Source organism: Colwellia sp. MB3u-4 (assembly GCF_014077065.1).
Taxonomy (GTDB): Bacteria; Pseudomonadota; Gammaproteobacteria; order Enterobacterales; family Alteromonadaceae; genus Cognaticolwellia.
The window spans coordinates 330,243-350,582 of record NZ_JACGVE010000075.1 but is presented as its reverse complement, the minus strand read 5'-3'; the positions used below and the strand labels follow the sequence as shown (position 1 = coordinate 350,582).

Below are 20,340 nucleotides of genomic sequence, written 5' to 3'. Positions count from 1 at the left end.
CAACACAAGTATTTTATTATGTCGGATTCTCAAATTCAGCCCAGCACCTTATACATAGTTGCCACTCCTATCGGCAATCTAGGTGATCTTAGTCAACGGGCGCGGGATATACTCGAACAGGTAGATATTATTGCCTGTGAAGATACTCGGCATACCCAACGTTTGTTATCCGCTTATGCGATTAAAAATAAAACGATGTCGATGCATGATCATAACGAGCGTCAACGCCAAGAACAAATTGCCGTCTTGTTAAAAGAAGGTAAAAGCATAGCTTTAGTGTCAGACGCGGGCACGCCGTTGATCAGTGACCCAGGATTTCATTTGGTACGCCATTGCCGCCAGCAAGGGCTTCAGGTTTCGCCGATTCCAGGCGCTTGTGCGGCCATAGCGGCGCTGTCTGTCGCGGGCTTACCCACCGACAGATTTACCTTTGAAGGTTTTTTACCCTCAAAAACAGGTGCGCGACAATCGACATTAAACGCATTGGCCAACGAAACACGTACCATGGTGTTTTATGATGCGCCACGCCGCGCCATTGATACCGTTGAAGATATCGTTAAAACCCTGGGCGGTGAACGCTACGTGGTAATGGCGCGAGAATTAACCAAAACCTTTGAAACCATTCATTCAGACACGGCCGAAAATCTATTAAGCTTTTTACAAGCAGATCCTAATCAGCTTAAAGGTGAAATGGTGCTCATTATCGAAGGGATAAAAATTGATCCCAATGATATTCCCGCTCATGTGGTGGCAACCTTGAAGTTACTGCTGTCAGAAATGAAGCCAAAAAGAGCTTGTGCTATTGCGGCAGAAATTCATGGGGTGAAAAAAAACGCGCTTTATGAATATGCTTTAGCCATGAAAGAGTAGCGGCTTAGCTTATGTCTATTGGCTTTATGGTGTAATGACTGTTTTGTTCACCGATATCTTTTACCGCTATAAAGCCCTCTCTGCTTTTAAGCCTTTGTAAGTAATCTTGAGTTTGTGGCTGATAGTGTTTGGCTAGCCCGAGTAGTTCACCTAAATAAAGCGCATAACCGACACTAATATCGGCAATGGTAAAGCGATTGTCGACCAAATAGTGATGGTTTTCTAAATGGCTATTTAAGCGCTTTAAGCGCGCTAAATACCAAATGGCGTAATCTTTAACTACTTGTGGCTGTTGACGTTCAGGCTTTTCAAACTGGCTGTATCGCAAGACTAAGGTTTGTGGGAATGTCAGTGTAGCATCACTGCTAAAAAGCCAATTTAGGTAGGCACCGTATTCTGGGTGTGATGCAGGTAAACTCAACTGAGTTTGCGAGTAACGCTCTACTAAGTATAACAAGATAGCACTTGATTCGGTCAGCGTGGTAGCGCCATCTTTAAGAAAAGGTACTGTGCCTAAAGGATTAGTCTGTAAATAAGCTTTGTCTAAAAAACGCGGTGGGAATGGCAAAGTGTGCAAGATGTATTCAAACTGCATTTCTTTTAAAGCCCACAAAACACGAAGTGAGCGAGTATTGTGGCAATGCCAAAGTTCGATCATAAATAAAGCCTAAGTCATTTTTAGCTTACTATAACAGCAGATCTATACCCGTGATATTTAATTTAGACCTAAGTGAATATATCGGGTAGAATGCGCCCTGAGTTGACGAGACAATCGCTGCTTTATCGTTGTACCGCTTATTTTTAATAAGTGGTAAACAGATAGAGGGGAGGAAAGTCCGGGCTCCAATGAACAGGGTGCCAGGTAACGCCTGGGGGGCGCGAGCCCACGACAAGTGCAGCAGAGAGAAGACCGCCGATGGTTACTTTTTCGAAAGTTTCACAGGTAAGGCTGAAAGGGTGCGGTAAGAGCGCACCGGATTGCTGGTAACAGTAATTGCAGGGTAAACTCCACCCGGAGCAAGACCAAATAGGGTTTCATGACTATGTTAACGCAAGTTTTCATAGTATAAGCGTGGTTCGCGTGGAAACCGGGTAGGTTGCTTGAGCTATAGAGCGATTTATAGCCTAGACGAATGATTGTCACTCTTCCTCGGAAGAGATACAAAACCCGGCTTATGCGTCATCTCACCAATTTTAGACACCGCTTGATCTGTTGTTAATAGTTCAAGCGGTTTTCTAAAATCCTTTTATATCATTCCTACATTAAAAAAATGATACACGGTTGGTCACACAGCACTGATTTTTGTACTCCTTCTTCTACGCGTAAAACTCCTCTCAAGTTTATGTTTCATATTTCTGTTCGAAAGTCATTTAGGCTCAAGTTTTTCCAGATAAACTTTTCAGCTCAATATCAATTCGTTAAAATATCAAATTATTGGTACATGGACAGTTATAGGGTTTTAAAAAATTGGCCAACTTGAGGCAAAGTGTAGGAAGTGACAGGTGTTAAGTATTTATACCTTAGAAAAAATATTTTTATGTGAGAGTTAAAGTGCCAACGCGCCTTGGTGCAAGGAAACAAGGCTTTGCTTACGAGCTAAGAAACTAAGTGTTGCTGTGGTTATTTTAGAGCGAATTTTACTTATTGTATTGAGGTTAAAGCACTTGTTATTAGCTCAAGAACACTAGACACTGACTCAACTTATTTGCAGTTCTCACAAATCAAGGATGACATGTTAAAGCAGTTAGAAATATTCGATATTGACCCCATAATAGCTAAACTTGAGCAAGGTTATAGTGATAAAAGTGACATACACTCAATGCATTATCACACAACACCTTGTTAGGTTTGGATGATATATTTAAAGAGTAAGGCCTTTATATTGGGCAAGCATCGGATATTAAGAATTTGATAGCGATTATAAATGCGTTTGAGGTTTAAAAATGAATGAATTTGTTGGCAAGTGGCGTATAACTGAAATGGAAGTTTGGGCACAAGATATGGTGGATTTAATTGAAGAAGGTTATTTTTACTTTGATGAAAATGACCAAGGGAAATTTATTTTTTGTGCTGTAAAAGGTCATTTAGATGTTGCTGTTAATACCCGAATACCAGAACTAGAGTTTTCCTGGGAAGGCACTGATGATGCAAGACCTGTTAGTGGCAGAGGTAAGATAGAATTTCCAACACCGTTTGAAGGCGAAGGTATTATTTATATTCATAATGGCGAGAGTTCAATATTCAGTATTAAACGGATAAAACAAACTGTGACTGATAATGTGGTGAAATTTAGGTAATGTCTATGACAAGTTATTACGTTGAGTTCAATCGGTGAATGCAACACACAGGTTAAATTTTTCAAGTGTCAGAATTTTTACAGTCAGCTAAAGGCCATGCTGCTGACCTTATAGTTATCCGAACTAATAAAAAGAGTTTTCGTATTATTTTTTGTCAAGAAAGTGTGTGTTTTTGACATTAGTTTAAAGCTTTTAGCCACATATTTACTAATGCATTCTTTTGGTAACCTTACTGATATATTTTAGTAAAACAACGATAGAACCTCTACAAAACTCATTAATAATAAGCACTGCGAACAAAGAGGTTTTTCCTCAAACCCCTTGAAGCTGTTAGATGTTGGGGGGAATTATTTATATTACAAACACATGTAAAATGGCTTGCACAATCACTTAAAAATATTTTGTTTTTTATGACCGAATATAGAACTAAAAGCTAGATCAAGCGGCAAATAAAGAAAAAACACCAGAGTAATTAAATCAATAGTTTATGCTTAATTTAAACCAAACAAAAAACGCACCTATAAGGTGCGATGACTAACCATTTGAATTACCTTTGTTTTATCGTAACAAACCGAACTGAGTATCAAATAAAATTGTCAAAAATTGGTATATTAACGATACGTGATTTGGGATATAATGACATCGTTAACTAAATTGAGACACCCTAGTTAAACAACCATTTTAAATTCTACGTGCATTAACTCAAAATTATTAGGACTGTGGTAATCCAAATACGAATGAGGTCGATAGTTGTTGTACCACTTCGTTATGTAATTCAATATATCTTGCTGTGCCTCTGAGCACGTTTGGTCACCTTTTCAATGTACCCGTTCTTGCTTTAAGCTTTTGAAGAAGCCTTCAGCTACCACATTATTTCAACAGCAGCCTTTTTTGCTGATACTACCAACCAACCCGTGAAACGTTAATAATCGACGATATTCATCACTGGCATACTGAACACCCTGATCTGAATGAACGATCAGACCAACTTTGGGTTGTCGCTGCCATAACGCCATTGTTAACGCATCACAAACAAGTTTAGCTTTCACTCTAGAGTCCATGCTTCAGCGAACAACCTTGCGTGAATATAAATCAATTACAACAGCAAGATATAACCAACCTTCTGATACCCAAACGTAGGTGATGTCCTGAACCCAGCCTTGATTAAGCTTTTCTAGGTTGAAATTCTGTTCAAGTTTATTTTCATATACAGGCTTTTTATGTTTTCTTTTCGTGGTCGCCTTGTACTTCTTTTTGTAGCGAATCTAGACATTAGCTGCCTTCATCAACTGAGCAGATTTTCTTCGACTCACAGAAAAACTAAGCGCGTTCAATACCTTTTGCATACGACGAGAACCATACGTGTTGTCACTATACACAGTGGCGTTTCTAATCCATTCAAGCATTTCTTCATGATCAGGACCTACAGTGTTATCTTGATTTCGTTTTTGATAACTGTAGTAATTACTGCTGGTTACCTCCAATAACGGGTACATTATCGCTACTGGCCAGGTCTTATTATATTGGGTGATAAACGAATATCTTACTTCGTTTCGTTTGCAAAGAACAACCGTCGCTTTTTTTAATATATCGCGCTCCATTTTAAGGCGCTTATTTTCTTCTCGTAATTGTCGAAGCTCTAACTGTTCAGGGGTTAACTTACCATGACCACGGAAAGCCTGACCGTCATCACTTTCTGATTCTGTGATCCAGCGACCAAGCATATTAGGATTAAGCCCTAAATTTTTTGCTGCTTCTGCTTGGTTGTAACCTTACTCTTTGATCAAAGCAACGGCATCTAATTAAAATTCTTTTGAATATTTTTTACGTTTGTCATTTTCAATCCTCAGTTACGTTCATTATCTCGTAACTGGGGTAGTCGAATCTATTAAAATACGTCATAACGTGTATTGAAAATGTGTTCTTTTGTCTTTCCATATTTATGTATTAAAAGAGAAAAACTATGGCTATTATGAAAAAATCTCTAAAAACCCCCTCTAAGTTAAATGAAGTTCATCGATATGATCAATGTAACTTTTTAGTATTGTGTTTCTTGCAAAAACTACTGGAAGAATGCGCCGTTATTAATACATCGATAAATGATTTAATTGACGATTCTGTGTTAAAGAAAACGCTATTACAGCTAGGAATGCCAAAACATTTACTAACATCTAAGGAATTATTAGGTAAACAACATTGTTTGTGGATAGAAAAACAAGTTTCACAGGTAAATGCAAAGCAATTGACCTGTCAAAATTACTATCAAAATTTGAATACTCTTGCTAAACAAACCAATAACCCAAAATTATATTTTAGGTTGTATTTATTTTCATATCTTAAATTAATGAGTGAACCATTTAACGATATTGCTGATGAATTAGCATCTGAGTATCAAGATGACGCAACGGCCACATTTATTTTACTTAGAGCAATTGGCGTAACCGATGCTGATATTCAAAGTATTGCTACAGGTAAACATAGAGATGATAATAGTATCAGTAGCTTGTTAACTAACAATGATGAAAGTATTCACTCTGCTCAATATAGCCATATTAATGTAAATATATTTCTATCAAGAATTGAGCTTCCTAACAAATATCTTGAAGCGATTAAAACGATAAAAGAATTAAGTTCCGTTGAGGCACTAATTAGACATTGCTATCAACTTAACTATGAAACAAAGCTGCAACCGAAAGATTTTTCTGTTGAACAATTTATGCCGCTGTATCAATACTTAGATGATGCGATATCATTTAAAAAGCAGGGGGTGAATATTTTATTACATGGTGAACCGGGAGTCGGTAAAACAGAACTTGTTAAAACGTTAGCTAAGGCATTAAATTGTGATTTATTTGATATAAGCCACAGCCATGATGAATATTCTCAAGACAATATATCGAAAACGATGGTAAATGAAATTGAAAGAACCCAAGCAATATGTGGGCAGCTAAAAAACATTATTATGTTTGTTGATGAGTGTGATGACTTTTTTCATGAAAATCCACTATCAGGACGTAACTTACGTAAGTATCAAGTTAATCAATTGCTTGAAAATACGCCAATACCTACTATTTGGGTAACCAATCGACCTTATTCTCTGGAAGATGCGTACATACGTCGTTTTGATATGGTGCTTGAAGTTACATCACCAGACGCTGAGAGTTATGAACGTAAAGTAAGGCAACTAAGTAGAGGATTACGCTTGTCTAGCGAATTTATTGCCCATATATGTCAACACAAAAGCCTGTCTATTGCTCATATTGAGAAAGCGATAAAGGTCACTAAAACATTTTACTTAACCGCTAGTGATGCCCAAGAACAAATTACCGTATTATTAAACGGTTATTTAAATGTGGGAGGCTATAAAAAACTACAAATTCAGCCTGTAAATAGGCTATTAGAATATGACCTCACGTTAACTAATAGTATAGGGCATGACTTAAAAACGGTGCAAAAGGGAATTCATCGCTTAGGTGAGTCTCGTATATTATTATATGGACCTCCAGGTACGGGTAAGTCAGCTTATGCGAAATATCTCTCTAAAGATTTAGGTTTGCCTTTAATAATGAAACGCGGTTCTGATTTACTAGGCGCATATGTTGGTGAAACAGAGAAAAATATTGCCGCAGCCTTTGAAGAGGCCAAAGACAAAAATGCTATTTTATTACTCGATGAAGTTGATAGCTTTTTAAATTCACGAGAAGGGCATAGCAAAAGCTGGGAGTCGACAATGGTTAATGAAATGCTCACCCAAATGGAAACCTTTGACGGTGTTTTTATCGCAACCACCAACTTTAATCAAAAATTAGACCACGCGGTAGCAAGACGCTTTGACTTCAAGATCAAGCTCGATTATTTATTACCAGCTCAATCATTAAAAATGTTTAAGCAGTTTGTTTATTCCAGTAGTAAAGGTACTAGAGAGCAGTTATTGAAACTCAACAACTTAACACCCGGAGATTTTGCTGTAGTCGCCAGAAAGTGCTCGCTGTTAGGAAAAATTGATGAAGATTCTGTTTTAGTATTATTACAACAAGAGTCTGTTTATAAACAACCTTTGGCGAAACCTATTGGTTTTGTTATCGCTTGAAATATACGAGCCATGTCAATAAAAACATCACTCTACCATTTTCAAACTTCTATCATGATGACCGAACATTACCACTAAAATTAGTTTAAGCATAAAGCATAAATGACAAATAAAAGGACCTATAAATGTTTTACTTTGATTAAGAACAATATGGTTGAAATTGTTTTTAATAAACTGGAATTGTGGCGTATTAATGGGTGAATTCACCTTATGGAAAGGGCATTAATAAGACGTATCTCCATAAAAAGATAATTTTACTACCTTCATGCAAATATAAAATTACCAAGAAATTCAAATAGAAAATAGATGCACTACGAAAAAAACATCTCGCTGAACTAGGATAATTATTTGCTATTAAAGCATTAGTTGATAATGAATTAGAAAAAATAAAAAATCTTAACAATGTAGTAAAATTAAACAATAGGATGAGAACATGATTGAGAATAAAGAGCTTTACCGGAAACTTGAGGATTTAATTACAGCTGACTGGTATCCTGGAACTAAACTTGATAAAAAACACTTTAAGCTACGAAGTACAGTATTAAGCAAGATTTACAGAAAGCAGCTTAACGATGATAAAGTCGAAGCTAAATTTTGGATTAACAGTGCAGATAAGCCTGATAGATTAGATTTTGAGCTAAGCGGTGGAGATGTCAAATATGCCACTGCTAAAAAGGATATTGTAGAATTTCTTTGCGGACATTTTGTGGATGGAGATAAACCTGATGCTTTAGAAGGTTTATTTCGCAATAAAAATTGTAAAACAAAAGTCGTTCATATTGATTTGCCCACTGATATAGAGCGTAGAGTGGAAATAATTAGAGCTTGTATCAAATATTTTGATCGAAAAATCAAAGAAATCAACAAAGACTATCATGGAGTAATTAATTATGCAGGAGATGATGATTTGTTGGAGAGAGCAAAAAAAACGGTAGAGATAAATCATACACCAAAAGCTATAGATTTGAATTCAGGGGAAGAGAAGCCTGGCACTTCTAAACAGGAAATATATCGTGTTTTGAGAGATTCAACCTTAGCAAGACAGATTAAACTCCTACATGGTAATTGTTGCCAGATTTGCTCAACAACTATGAAGTTGCAAGGTAATAAACTGTATTCTGAAGCGCATCATATTATCCCATTAGGCGAACCTCACAACGGTCCAGATAAAGCAGATAATTTAATTGTTCTTTGTCCTAATTGTCATGTCCTTTGCGACTATGGCGCAAATTCTTTAGATTTATCTAATATCAAGCAGGTTGATAATCATCAAATATCTCAAAAAAGTATTGATTATCATAATACTAAAATAGTCGGAAGTAACTTATAAGCTAATCAAGCGGGATTTACAGCTGGTTACGTTTAGCTACACAATTTTAGTTAACTATTACTTAGCATGTCATATAGGGTTATCGATACAAAACTTAATCCGAAGTATTGATTGTCTTTAAAAGCTAATGTCTTCTATGTGGCCAGCCTGTGTGAAAACTATTTCGAACTTGCGTAATTGGATAATATCAACGTAAAAAGGCTCCGTAGATTAAATTCTGTAGTACGTTTGAGGTAACAACACCTGTTAATTCAAGTAGCGTCGCATAAAAAATTTATTCACAGCCTGTGGCATAAGTGACGATTGAACCCAATCCCCAAGTGACTTCATTTTTGGGCACTAATCTTTGTTAGTGCTAATGTTACCTTAGTACGCATTCCTGACATTCCAGCTAAAAATCTTGCCATATATTTTCTAATGAATAACTATTATCGTAAAGGATGTAATACCCTTTTATATGGAAGTCAGTAGATTTTTTGAGGTGTATTACTAAAGCGTCTTAGTAACACACCCTAATATACATGTGAGTTAGCATTACTAGTTTTTAATGCTTTGAAAGTATGGGATATTAATGTAAATTAAATGTTTTTTATGGTGCGTGTGATACTGAGACGTATACATAATAAGCTATTATCTTTACACCATAAATAAAGCGTTTTGGCTATGAAATAAGAGGTATTATGAAAACTCCCCCGCTGAATATTGAACAAAAATTAGCTTTAGATAACAACTTACAGCAAATAGATATGACTCGAGGCAGTGTTTCTACAATAGTAAGAAGAGACTATATGCCAAACTATGCAAGTGACGCATCCGCACGTTCAATCATAAACAAGTGGGCAGATGGTAAAGGTAATTTACCAGCCAACTATGCCTCAAGTGTAGAGTCTATTACGGATAAAAGTATCGAAATGCTTATTGGTAAAACTAAGCTGAAAACAGCCGAGAAATATCTTGATAAAGTCACCTATTCGTTGATCCAAAGTCGACAAGGGCAGCCAAAATTCCGTGATACTTTACTGAATATTTATGAAGGGAAATGTGTTATAACCCAATGCGCAACTCCAAGTGCATTAGAAGCTGCCCATGTAGTTCCCTATGCAGAGACTAAGAGTATCTCCCCTGACCAAGGCCTATTACTAAGAGCCGACATTCACACTTTATTCGACCTATACCTCATTTCAATAAACCCATCCTCTAAACTTGTTGAAGTAGACGGAAGTTGTTGTGATTACTACCAGTCATACTCTGGTCGGAAAGTTAATCTAAATGTTTGTCACTCTTCGTTAAGTAAACATTATCAAAGGTTTCTCGACAAATAAAGCTAACAAGGCGTTTAAACGGAACTAAAACAGTTGGTTAGTTTTCGCTACACATTATAACCAACAGTTTTAGTTCGCTTAACGTGGCGTTAGGCATCCATTGTAGTGGCCAAATTAACTATGCCACTACAGTATTAAGTGTATTAATTATTTGCCTGTCTATGACTACTTTTCGAGGAAGGCTTGTTCGATGACATAATCACCTTGTTCTCGGGAGGTGGCCTTTTTAAAACCTTGTTTATTTAACATTGCCATCGTGTCATCAAGCATGGCCTGATTACCACAAAGCATGAATCTATCCGCACTTGGATCAATAGCCGGCAAGCCAATTTCTTGTGTTAAGGTATTATTCGCTAGCAAGTGAGTAATTCTTTGTTGATGAGCTTGAGAACGAAATTCCTCTCGAGTTACTGTGGGGTAATAAATCAGTTTTTCTTTGACCCAATCACCAAAAAATTCATTGTTCGGTAGTTCATCACAGATGGTGTGTTGATAAGCGAGCTCAGAAATATTACGCACACCATGAACCACTATAATTTTTTCATACTGTTCGTATAGGTGTGGATCTTTAATAATGCTCATAAAAGGCGCTAACCCGGTTCCGGTCGCCAGTAAGTATAGGTGCTTTCCTGGCTTAAGCCTGCCGGCTACCAAGGTTCCGGTAGGGCGGGTTGATAGAGTAAGTGGTTCACCAACTTGAATGTGTTGCAAACGAGAGGTGAGTGCCCCATTGGGAACTTTTATACTAAAAAATTCAAGTTCATCTTCATAATTGGCACTGGCAATGCTGTAAGCCCGTAGTAATGGTTTGCCATCGACCTCAAGGCCTATCATAACGAATTGGCCGTTTTCAAAGGTGAATGTGGGCTGACGAGTGGTTTTAAAGCTAAACAGCGTATCATTCCAGTGATGAACACTCGTGACTGTTTCTGTAATGGTCTGTCTCATTTAATACTCTTGTAAACTAGGGTGGGGAAGTTATCCGTAGCTATATGATGTTAATGTTAATTCCTGAACAGGGTTTGAACCAAGGTAGCTTGCAAATACAGCTAAGTTCTATCTGTTCACATCTTCGTTTTAGCAATGGCCTGAATTTTAGCGACGATAGCCTGCAGGCCGTTGCCACGAGTGGGGGTGATATGGCGCTCAAGGTCCAGTGCTTTGAAATAGCCATTAATGTCAAAATCCAGGATTTGTGTCATGGTTTTGTCATTAAAAACGGCTATCACTAAGGCCAATAGGCCATTAACAATTACCGCGTCACTGTCTGCTTGAAACTGTAATTTACCGTCTCGTTCAGTGCTCACTAGCCAGACATTGCTTTGGCAACCTCTGACCAGATTCTTGTTAGTTTTCAGACTTTCATCAATAGGTGGAATACTTTTGCCCAAATCGATGATGTACTGATAGCGCTGCTCCCAGTCATCAAAAAAGGCCATATCCTCAATAATTTCTTGGCTGCTTGGTAGGTTCATCAGGGACTCTCAGATTATATAGCTAGAAAAAAATGCCGGCTTCGAGCTGAGCTTCTTCGCTCATCATCTCGCGGGACCAGGGGGGATCAAATATCAGCTCTACCGCAACCTTTTTAACATTGGGTACCATGCTCACTCGGTATTCTACATCGCCTACCAACACAGGTCCCATACCACAGGCGGGGGCCGTCAGGGTCATATCGATATGCACGGTTTGTGTATCTTGATTGACAACAACTTTGTAGATCAGCCCCAGAGACAACAGGTCAATGGGAATTTCAGGATCATAGACAGTGGCCAGGGCTTGTAAAACATGATCCTTATGGATAAGACCATCGTTGAGAATAGGAAAATCCAGTTTTTGTGATTTGCGGCCTATGGCATCGGCATCAGTGCCATCAATACGCAGCATATTGCCGCGCCAGGTGACGGTGTAGTTGCCGCCAAGATCCTGGGTGATATTGACAAATTCGCCTTTTGGGATAACTTGTAAATCGCCATTAGGCACACCCCTTGCTTTGCATTCGCGCTCAGTAACGACTATTTTTTGTTGCATTTATTGAACCTCTTTATGACAAAGCACAGGTTTGTCATGACATCTAGCTGACACTAAAGCTTTCACCACAACCACATTCATTGACGGCATTGGGGTTATTAAACCTGACTACGCCGTTAACGCCTTCTTTTACATAGTCAATTTCAGTGTTTCTGACTAAATCCATCGTTTTGGCGGCGATGGTCAGGGTGAGCTTATCACTCGCCTCGATCCGCGTATCCCCGTCTTCTGGTTCCTTGGCAACGTCCAGCACATAGGAGTAACCAGTGCAGCCGCTGACTTTACTAGACAGGCGTAATAGATGGCCGGGGTGCTCTGCTAATTTGCCTTCAAAATACTTTATCGCCGCTTTTGTCAGGGTGATGGCTTTGCCTTGGCTTTTTTCCGGGGTAAACTTTTCTACATTCATCAAATAATCCTCAGGCCAGCATGTTCTGGACTTTTTTAAGGGCAATAAACAACGCGTCCACTTCTTCTAAAGTGTTATATACCGAGAATGAAGCTCTGGCTGTCCCCGGTAAATTCAAGCGGCGCATCAGTGGTTGGGCACAATGATCACCCGTACGGATGGCAATGCCCTGACGATCCAAAAGAAAGCCTATATCGGCGGGGTGGCAGCCTTGTAATATAAAACTCAACACGCCCATCTTATTGGCAGCATTGCCGATAATGGTTAAGCCCTCAAAAGCTTGGGCCTGTTCCAGGGCGCTGGCCATCAGTGCCTGCTCATGCGCTTGTACCGCGCTTAAGTTCAGACTAGTAAACCAGTCTATGGCGGCGGCTAAAGCTATGGCACCGGCAATATTGGGGGTGCCAGCCTCAAGACGGTTAGGTAATTCGCCCCAGGTGGCACTTTCGTAAGTGACGGTGGCAATCATTTCACCGCCGGTCTGCCATACAGGCCAGTCCTGAAGCACCGCTTCTTTACCCCAAAGCACACCTATGCCGGTAGGGCCAAACAGCTTGTGGCCGGAGAATACGTAAAAATCACAGCCGATATCGCTTACATTCACATTGCCATGGGCAATACTCTGTGCCCCGTCAATGAGCACTAACGCGCCTTGTTCTTTACTTAGGGCGGTGAGCTCTTTTACCGGATTCACTGTACCCAGGGCATTAGAGACATGGGGCAGGGCAACCATTTTCGTTTTCTGTGTCAACAAGGCAGCAAAGGCTTCGGTATCCAGTGTGCCATTATCATGGATGGGCGCAATTTTCAGTGTTGCACCGCTACGCAAACAGGCCTGCTGCCAGGTGACAAGGTTAGCGTGATGTTCCATTTCAGTTACCAGCACTTCATCGCCATTTTGCAGGCGCTGGGCCATGCCATTGGTAACAATATTGATACCTTCGGTGGTGCCACTGGTCCAAATCACTTCCTTGCGATCATGGGCATGAATAAAGTTGGCGACTGTATCCCGGGCTTTTTCGTAGCGTCGGGTGGCCTCATCGGAAAGATGATGAGCGCCGCGATGCACATTGGCATTACACTGAGTGTAAAAGTCGGTTATCGCCTGGATCACCGCCTGAGGTTTCTGGGTGGTGGCGGCATTATCCAAATATACCAAGGGGTGACCCTCAATTTTCTGATGCAAAATAGGGAACTGGCCTCGGATTTCATCCATATTCAGTGTACTGTTGCTGGTATTCATTTGACTTCCATTTCCACGAAGCGTGAATGCAATTGGGGCTTGAGCCACTGCGCCAGGTGCTGATTAGGCATCTGTTCCACCAATTCCTGAATAAAGCCGAAGTTGAGCATAACCAGCGCTTGGGATCGTGATATGCCGCGTGAAAGCAAGTAATACAAGGTTTCTTCCTCGGTCTCGGCAACGGTGGCACCGTGAGCACACAGCACGTCGTCGGCATAGATTTCCAACTCAGGCTTAGTATTTATCTGACCGCGACGGGACAATAACAGGTTGCGGTTATGCAGCTCTGCTAGCGTCTTCTGGGCATTGCGGTGAATATGAATACGGCCATTGAAAACGGCCTTGGCCTTGTCACCCACAATGCCTCGGGCATTTTCTTTTGTGGTGCCATTGGGCATCACATGTTCGATCGTGCTGTGCAGATCAAAATTCTCTGCTTCGCCGAGCAAGTAAATGGCGTTAAATTTGGCCTTGGCATGCTCACCGTTATGAATGATATCCACATCCATACGTGACAATTCACTGCCATAAGCGATAAGCGTGCTGTTAAGCTGTGCTTTTTGCTGCAGGCTGAAATGATCGCCGCCGATATGTATGGCTTGATGGGTATGCATGGCCAGTCGGTAATGCTCAAGATAAGCCTGTTCACCGATGTCATATTCGGCAAAACCTGTGCTAAGGCTGGCTTGTTCTCCTTGCCCGTGCTCAATGACTGTGGCACTGGCATGGCTGCCTAAGCGCACCAGCACACGATGATGAGATTCTTGTCCATCGCTACTGATATTAACAATCCGAATGGGCTGTTCAATTTTGCTGTTGGCATCAATATCGATAATCAGCCCATCTTCTGCTAAAGCATCGTTGACCAGCCCAAAAAGATGACGCTGAGGTTTGATCTTGGCAAACAAGGCGTTAGCCGTGTTTTGTTGCTTATCTGATGCATCTAGCAAGCTACTGATATGCAGCCCTTGTGGTAAAGACAGTAAGCTTATATCGCTTTGTAATTTGCCATTTACAAAAACCAAGTCTAGGCTGTTCAGACCCTCAATATCTTCAATGATGGCTTCGCTTGCTGTGCTACCAGGGCTTAATTCAAGCTGTTCCAGTGGTGCCAATGAGGTATATTTCCAGCTTTCTACCCGGCGATTGGGCCATTTAGCCTTGCCCAGCGCTTCCAGAGACTGAGCCCGAAGCGGGCTAAGCCAGTCATCAATGGCCTGACCACGGTCTATTACCTGCTTTAACCACTGGCTCATGCATTTGTCTCCTCGGCGTTATCCTGTCCTAGGAAAGCATAACCTTCTTTTTCCACGTCTGTGGCCAGTGAAGCATCGCCACTTTTGACGACTTTACCATTGGCCAAAATATGCACATAGTCAGGTTTAATATAATCGAGCAGGCGCTGATAATGGGTGATAATAATAAAGCTGCGTTTACCATCGCGTTGGCTGTTCACACCGTTCGCCACTACTTGTAGGGCATCGATATCCAAACCAGAGTCGGATTCATCCAGAATACATAGACTGGGTTCAAGCAGGATCATCTGCATAATTTCGTTGCGTTTCTTTTCGCCGCCGGAAAATCCTTCGTTAACACCGCGTTTAAGAAAATCCAACGATAGTTGTACTTGTTTGCAGGCTTCCTTGGCTTTTTTCAGAAACTCTGTGGCAGTTAATGGCGTTTCACCACGTTGTTCACGTATGGCGTTCACCGATTCTTTCATAAAGGCCATATTGCTGACACCGGGGATCTCTACCGGATACTGAAAAGCCAGAAACAGTCCTTTGCGGGCTCGTTCTTCTATCGCCATCTCGAGCAGGTCTTCGCCGTTAAATTCTACTTGGCCTTCACTTACCTCGTAGCCTTCGCGACCGGATAGAATGAAACCTAAGGTGCTTTTACCCGCGCCGTTAGGGCCCATAATGGCATGAACTTCACCAGGTTTAATGTCTAGGTTAAGACCTTTAAGTATTTCTTTTTGTTCTACACTGGCGTGTAGGTTGTTAATTTTAAGCATGTATTTTTATCCTATTGAGCCTTCAAGACTGATCTCGAGTAATTTGCCCGCCTCTACGGCGAACTCCATTGGCAGTTCTTTGAATACTTCCTTACAGAAGCCATTAACGATCATAGATACGGCCTTTTCAGGATCAAGACCACGTTGCTGGCATAAAAACATCTGATCATCGCTAACCTTGGAGGTGGTAGCCTCATGCTCCACTATGGCAGAGGGGTTGCGACTCTCGATATAAGGGAAAGTGTGAGCACCACAGCGATCACCAATGAGTAATGAATCACACTGGGTAAAATTACGGGCACCTTCCGCCTTAGCACCCATACTGACCAGGCCACGGTAGGTATTGTTGCTGTTACCGGCGCTGATACCTTTGGAAATAATAGTGGATTTGGTATTTTTGCCCAAATGGATCATCTTGGTGCCTGTATCGGCCTGCTGTCTGCCCCTTGTCAGGGCAACAGAATAGAATTCACCTACACTGTTATCGCCTTTGAGTATACAACTAGGGTATTTCCAGGTGATGGCAGAGCCGGTTTCTACCTGAGTCCAAGAAACCTTGGCATTGGTGTGACATATAGCGCGTTTGGTGACAAAGTTATAGATCCCCCCTTTACCGTTCTCATCACCGGGATACCAGTTTTGTACGGTAGAGTACTTGATTTGAGCATCATCCATAACAACCAGTTCAACCACGGCAGCATGCAGCTGGTTTTCATCCCGTTGAGGCGCAGTGCAGCCTTCCAGGTAGCTTACATGGCTACCCTCTTCGGCAACAATCAGCGTTCGTTCGAACTGGCCAGTATTTTCCTCATTGATACGAAAGTAGGTGGACAGCTCCATAGGGCAACGCACACCCTTGGGTATGTAGACAAATGAACCATCGGTGAATACTGCACTGTTAAGGGCGGCGAAGTAATTATCTGAACGGGGAACCACAGATCCAAGATATTTTTTTACCAGTTCAGGATACTTATGCACGGCTTCGGAAATAGGACAGAAAATAACGCCCGCTTCTTCCAGCTTTGCACGGTAGGTAGTCACCACAGACACAGAATCAAAAACGGCGTCTACAGCAACCCCAGCTAGCATTTCTTGCTCATAAAGCGGAATGCCCAGCTTTTCATAGGTGCGCAACAGTTCAGGGTCTACTTCATCCAGGGACTGGGGTTTGTCCGCCATACTCTTAGGTGCAGAGTAATATGAGATGGCATTAAAATCTATTTTCGGGTAATGCACATGAGCCCAATCCGGCTCTTCCATGTCAAGCCAGTTGTTGTAGGCGCGAAGACGCCACTCTAACATCCATTCTGGTTCTTCTTTCATGGCGGAGATGCGGCGTATAACATCTTCGTCCAAGCCAGGTGGAAAGGTTTCAGATTCGATGTCAGAAACAAAACCTGCATCGTATTTGCGGGATAACGCCTGATCGAGTTGCTCACTCATACTTTAGTTTCTCCATAGCTTTGTTGCCCTGATTTAAAAACTTAGATACCAGAGTGGCTGTCTAAGTTTTTGTAAACCACGAATGTTGACGGCAACAGCATAATACTTGACTAATTTACTCAAGTATTAATCATATAGTACTTGACTAAATCACTCAAGTATTATGAGCAAAAAAATAATCGCTTTCAATTGACTTATTAAGTCTAAAGTCATGCTGAACAGCACGATACTGAGCTGTTCACTGCTATTTTTTCTCTAAAATATTTCATCGGTGAAAAAGTTAACTCGGCTATGCTGCCAAATAAAATGTTTGAGAGGACAGCTAGCACAGGCATTAGCAAAGTTTTTTTGCTAATATTATCGTCGACCCTTGCTGTAAATTCCAGCGAGGCTGTATTAAACAACACAAAGGTAGAAGCGTTACCATGCCCAGCGAATCAACTTTACTATGACAGAAAAACGTAACGAGCGGAAAGTACCTTCCGGAAGAATTGCTCGCTTAGCTAAGCTGGGTGGTTTGGCCTCAGCGGTTGCTGGCAATATTGTTAAAGGCGCGACAAAACAAATGCTCAGTGGTCAGCGGCCATCATTAACTCAGTCTTTAATGAATATCGACAACGCGATATCGATCACCAAGCGTCTAGCACATATGCGTGGCGCGGCCATGAAATTGGGTCAACTACTCTCCATGGATGCAGGTGAATTACTGCCTGCTGAATGGGAGCCTATTCTTTCGCGACTGCGCCAAGAAGCTGACCCAATGCCTAAGGCGCAACTAATTAAAACCCTAGAAGCGTCTTGGTCAAAAGACTGGTATCAACAATTTAGTTATTTTTCATTTGCCCCCATCGCGTCGGCAAGCATTGGTCAGGTTCATAGAGCAACACTCAAAGATGGTCGTCAGCTGGCGATTAAAGTCCAATACCCGGGGGTAAGAGATAGCATTGACAGTGACATTGATAACGTCATGAGTGTACTAAAACTGAGCGGTGTATTACCTCAACATATCGATTTAACCAGCTTGCTCGCTGAAGCAAAAGCACAACTTAAAAACGAAGCTAATTATTTGCAGGAAGCCAAATTTCTTAAGGCTTATCGCGCCAATCTGCGCAACGATCCTCGCTTCATTGTACCCTTTGTCGTTGACGAGCTAACTGACCAAAACATACTGGCGATGGAATACATTGAAGGTTCTGCCATCACAGATATTAGTACCATGAGTGCTGACATTGTCGATCTAGTCTGTAGCCAGTTAATGCACTTAACCTACCAAGAACTGTTCAGCCATAAACTCATGCAAAGTGACCCCAACTTTGCCAATTTTTTGTATCAGAGTGATACGCAAAAAATAGTGTTACTCGATTTTGGAGCCTGCCGGCAGATTGCTCAGCATACCTCAACGCATTATCTCGCTATGGCTGATGCTATGCAGCGCCAAGATACTAACGACATGCGTTCAGCCCTGTATTCGCTTGGTTTAATTGACCATAACATGAGTGCTGCGGCCATAGATACTGTGCTAAAAGCGTGTTTTGAAGCGAGTGATTGTTTGCAAAGTGATACTGGCTACAACTTAAAAAAACAACAGCTAATTAAACGAATTCAAGAAGTTAGCATGCCACTGATTACTGATAAAACAGCCGCAGCATCTCCTATATTTGAGGTTGCATTAGTCAATCGTAAAATTACTGGCATGATATTGCTAGCCAATAAGTTAGGCGCAACACTGGATTTTAAAAGCGCACTTGCTCCTTACTTAATGAAAAGCGCAAAGCAACTGAACGATGAAACATGACACCATTGATAAATGACTTTTACAGGTTTTAAATGATGATGTGAGCCATTGGTATTAGTAACACCATGACGTCAGAAGAGCTATTTAACAATAAAAAATCGACCTGTTAAGGTCTATAGCACATTAACTATTCCGCCCTAAATATGTCGCCATATTTAGGGCTTAAAAGTGTCATGGCGCCATACTTAGTTTGGCAATCACAGTTTGGTAATAAACACACTTAATCGAGTGTATAAAAAAGGCCAGAAGCTTAAGCCACGCATTCATTAAAAACAGTCAATATATGCTCGTGCAGGGCACTTACTTGCCATGAAATCTATACCCGATATTTCGCAATATTACTCATGACGATAATGCTATCATCAGCTATTTAAATCTAAATCTATGCATTCAGATTTAAATAGCTGATTTGAATAAGCAGATTTCGATAAACATGACAATCCAATCTTTATAACTGGGCTAATGCTAGTTTTATGGCAGGGGATAATTGTGCACCATCACTATCGGCGTACTTTGTTATGTTTGCTTTCATTGAACGTGCCCAAAATTTCTTTACGTGATTAGCAACGATCATAGCCGTTTCTTCGTCAGTTTTTTTGTAATTATTATTAGTTTCAATTTGGTTGAGCATACTAATTAGATTATCAATTTGAGAACTACTCATCACTATTTTCCTATTTATTTATCGAATTTGGTATAGAAAGTATGTCTACCAGGACGAGCAAAGCCAATTAAATTAAGCTTAGCTTGATTTGCCAAGCTTATTGCTAAGCCCGTTGGCGCCGAAACCGCGACTAATGTGGCGATATTAACGCTGGTTACCTTTTGTACCATCTCATAACTTGCTCTGCTTGAAATGACAACAAAGCCGCTTTGTGTATTGATTTTACGCAGCGCTAAGCTGCCAATTAACTTGTCTAAAGCATTGTGTCGACCAACATCTTCACACAAGAGGATAATCTTGCCAGTATCGTCACACCAGGCTGCGCCATGAACAGCACCTGTTAATGCTTGTAATTTTTGATGCTCACTTAACTGTGACAGTGCATGTTGTATTACTGGCGAAGCGGGCAGCGCTTGTGGCGTAACACTCTTAATGGGCCGAATGGCGGTCTCCAGTGATTCACTACCACATAAACCACAGCCTGTACGGCCAGTAAGGTTACGTCGGTGTGATTTTAAAGACATCATACGCTCAGAGCTAATCTCAAGACGTACTTCTATGCCTTTTTCACTGGCGACCAGCTCAATATCATACATTTCAGCCGCGTGATCAATAATGCCTTCAGACAAACTAAAGCCTAAGGAAAACTCGTGTAAATTGGCCGGCGAGGCCATCATAACCGCGTGAGAAATGCCATTGTAAACCATGGCAATAGGCACTTCCTCTGCGATACAGTCAAGTTTTTCTTGCTCACTACCTTGCTGCCAATAGTGAACAGGTAGTGTTAAATGGCTTGGTTGCAATTTTGCTTCATCTTCCAGCGTCAAA

17 protein-coding genes, 1 other RNA gene and 1 pseudogene are annotated in these 20,340 nt (G+C 40.9%); 7 read left to right on the top strand and 12 right to left on the bottom strand.

The window, feature by feature from the left end:
* The first annotated feature begins 18 nt into the window (after positions 1–18).
* Positions 19–870: a 16S rRNA (cytidine(1402)-2'-O)-methyltransferase gene (gene rsmI / locus H4J61_RS07670; protein WP_182184590.1), complete on the top strand. Its 852-nt coding sequence runs from the start codon at positions 19–21 to the stop codon at positions 868–870.
* Between the two features lie 4 nt (positions 871–874).
* Here the strand turns inward: rsmI and H4J61_RS07665 are convergent, their stop codons facing one another.
* Positions 875–1,528, bottom strand: coding sequence for a glutathione S-transferase family protein (locus H4J61_RS07665; protein WP_220461208.1), 654 nt, complete (start codon positions 1,526–1,528; stop codon positions 875–877).
* 98 nt (positions 1,529–1,626) lie between these two features.
* On the opposite strand from H4J61_RS07665, the gene rnpB reads away from it, so the two are divergent.
* Both rnpB and H4J61_RS07655 read left to right on the top strand, forming a co-directional pair.
* An RNA gene (gene rnpB, locus H4J61_RS07660) (RNase P RNA component class A) lies at positions 1,627–2,062 on the top strand.
* 752 nt (positions 2,063–2,814) lie between these two features.
* Complete coding sequence (locus H4J61_RS07655) at positions 2,815–3,168, top strand: hypothetical protein (RefSeq protein WP_182184589.1); 354 nt, start codon at positions 2,815–2,817, stop codon at positions 3,166–3,168.
* Positions 3,169–3,836: 668 nt separating this feature from the next.
* Here the strand turns inward: H4J61_RS07655 and H4J61_RS07650 are convergent.
* Positions 3,837–4,955, bottom strand: a pseudogene (locus H4J61_RS07650) (IS3 family transposase).
* A 176-nt stretch (positions 4,956–5,131) separates the two neighbouring features.
* Between H4J61_RS07650 and H4J61_RS07645 the strand changes: the two are divergent.
* From H4J61_RS07645 to H4J61_RS07635, 3 genes are all read left to right on the top strand, one after another.
* Entirely contained in the window at positions 5,132–7,258 is a 2,127-nt protein-coding gene (locus H4J61_RS07645; protein ID WP_182184588.1) for an AAA family ATPase, read from the top strand.
* Positions 7,259–7,691: 433 nt separating this feature from the next.
* The gene (locus H4J61_RS07640) at positions 7,692–8,588 is read left to right on the top strand and encodes an HNH endonuclease (RefSeq protein WP_182184587.1); all 897 of its coding nucleotides are present in this window, start codon (positions 7,692–7,694) and stop codon (positions 8,586–8,588) included.
* Positions 8,589–9,268: 680 nt separating this feature from the next.
* Positions 9,269–9,910, top strand: coding sequence for an HNH endonuclease (locus tag H4J61_RS07635; RefSeq protein ID WP_182184586.1), 642 nt, complete (start codon positions 9,269–9,271; stop codon positions 9,908–9,910).
* A gap of 165 nt (positions 9,911–10,075) precedes the next feature.
* On the opposite strand, the gene H4J61_RS07630 is transcribed toward H4J61_RS07635, so the two are convergent.
* From H4J61_RS07630 to sufB, 8 genes are all read right to left on the bottom strand, one after another.
* Positions 10,076–10,858, bottom strand: a complete 783-nt coding sequence (locus H4J61_RS07630) for a ferredoxin--NADP reductase (protein ID WP_182184585.1) — start codon at positions 10,856–10,858, stop codon at positions 10,076–10,078.
* Between the two features lie 116 nt (positions 10,859–10,974).
* Positions 10,975–11,385 carry a SufE family protein gene (locus H4J61_RS07625; protein ID WP_182184584.1) on the bottom strand — a complete coding sequence of 137 codons (411 nt, stop codon included), beginning with the start codon at positions 11,383–11,385 and terminating at the stop codon, positions 10,975–10,977.
* Positions 11,386–11,407: 22 nt separating this feature from the next.
* Positions 11,408–11,941, bottom strand: coding sequence for a putative Fe-S cluster assembly protein SufT (gene sufT, locus H4J61_RS07620; RefSeq protein ID WP_182138180.1), 534 nt, complete (start codon positions 11,939–11,941; stop codon positions 11,408–11,410).
* A 43-nt stretch (positions 11,942–11,984) separates the two neighbouring features.
* Positions 11,985–12,350, bottom strand: a complete 366-nt coding sequence (locus H4J61_RS07615) for an iron-sulfur cluster assembly accessory protein (protein WP_182184583.1) — start codon at positions 12,348–12,350, stop codon at positions 11,985–11,987.
* 10 nt (positions 12,351–12,360) lie between these two features.
* On the bottom strand, positions 12,361–13,593 hold the full coding sequence (locus H4J61_RS07610; RefSeq protein ID WP_182184582.1) for an aminotransferase class V-fold PLP-dependent enzyme: 1,233 nt from the start codon (positions 13,591–13,593) through the stop codon (positions 12,361–12,363).
* On the bottom strand, positions 13,590–14,849 hold the full coding sequence (gene sufD / locus H4J61_RS07605; RefSeq protein ID WP_182184581.1) for a Fe-S cluster assembly protein SufD: 1,260 nt from the start codon (positions 14,847–14,849) through the stop codon (positions 13,590–13,592). Before sufD ends, H4J61_RS07610 begins: the two co-directional genes overlap by 4 nt.
* On the bottom strand, positions 14,846–15,610 hold the full coding sequence (sufC, locus tag H4J61_RS07600; RefSeq protein WP_182184580.1) for a Fe-S cluster assembly ATPase SufC: 765 nt from the start codon (positions 15,608–15,610) through the stop codon (positions 14,846–14,848). The genes sufD and sufC overlap by 4 nt, the downstream gene beginning before the upstream one ends.
* A 6-nt stretch (positions 15,611–15,616) precedes the next feature.
* Positions 15,617–17,053, bottom strand: a complete 1,437-nt coding sequence (gene sufB / locus H4J61_RS07595; protein WP_182138185.1) for a Fe-S cluster assembly protein SufB — start codon at positions 17,051–17,053, stop codon at positions 15,617–15,619.
* Positions 17,054–17,501: 448 nt separating this feature from the next.
* On the opposite strand from sufB, the gene H4J61_RS07590 reads away from it, so the two are divergent.
* A complete protein-coding gene (locus H4J61_RS07590) occupies positions 17,502–18,848 on the top strand; it encodes an AarF/ABC1/UbiB kinase family protein (RefSeq protein WP_182184579.1) in 1,347 nt (448 codons plus the stop codon).
* A gap of 448 nt (positions 18,849–19,296) precedes the next feature.
* Here H4J61_RS07590 and H4J61_RS07585 read toward each other — a convergent pair whose 3' ends face one another.
* Both H4J61_RS07585 and fdhD read right to left on the bottom strand, forming a co-directional pair.
* Positions 19,297–19,512, bottom strand: coding sequence for a formate dehydrogenase subunit delta (locus H4J61_RS07585; RefSeq protein WP_182184578.1), 216 nt, complete (start codon positions 19,510–19,512; stop codon positions 19,297–19,299).
* Positions 19,513–19,526: 14 nt separating this feature from the next.
* Complete coding sequence (gene fdhD, locus H4J61_RS07580; RefSeq protein ID WP_182184577.1) at positions 19,527–20,339, bottom strand: formate dehydrogenase accessory sulfurtransferase FdhD; 813 nt, start codon at positions 20,337–20,339, stop codon at positions 19,527–19,529.
* Between the last annotated feature and the right edge of the window lies 1 nt (position 20,340).